General features: G+C 21.0%; 1 protein-coding gene. It reads right to left on the minus strand.

All coding sequences use genetic code 11. The features are described from left to right. Positions 1–397: ATP-dependent Clp protease proteolytic subunit (locus tag AYC60_RS00725; protein WP_197416915.1), on the minus strand; the 397-nt coding region annotated here is incomplete at its 3' end. Positions 398–419: the final 22 nt, after the last annotated feature.

Consider the following 419-nt stretch of genomic DNA (forward strand, 5'->3'; position numbering starts at 1 on the left):
TAATATCTACAAACTTTGCATTTGTTACTATTTCATCTATAATACCTAAATCATCTATTTCTTTTATTCTATTTCTTTCTTGAATTACACCTTTTTCTACACCTTCATTTAATATTTCATTATAAATATTAGGGTATTTTTCTAATAATTCTTCTTTAGTCATTATTACTTCCTCCTTGTTTTTAATATTTTTAGTTTTATTAAAAACTAAATTATTTGAAATTATACAATTATCTTTTATTTCTAAATCTATATCATCATCAACTATCTCATCTATAAATCCATATTTTTTAGCTTCTTCTGAATTTAGCCATGTTTCTTTATCCATTAAATCCGATAACTCTTCTTTAGATAATTTTGTCTTAGATAAATATGTTTCAATTATATTATCTTTCATCTTTTCTAATATTTCTATAGCT

The organism is Streptobacillus felis (assembly GCF_001559775.1).
Lineage (GTDB): Bacteria > Fusobacteriota > Fusobacteriia > Fusobacteriales > Leptotrichiaceae > Streptobacillus > Streptobacillus felis.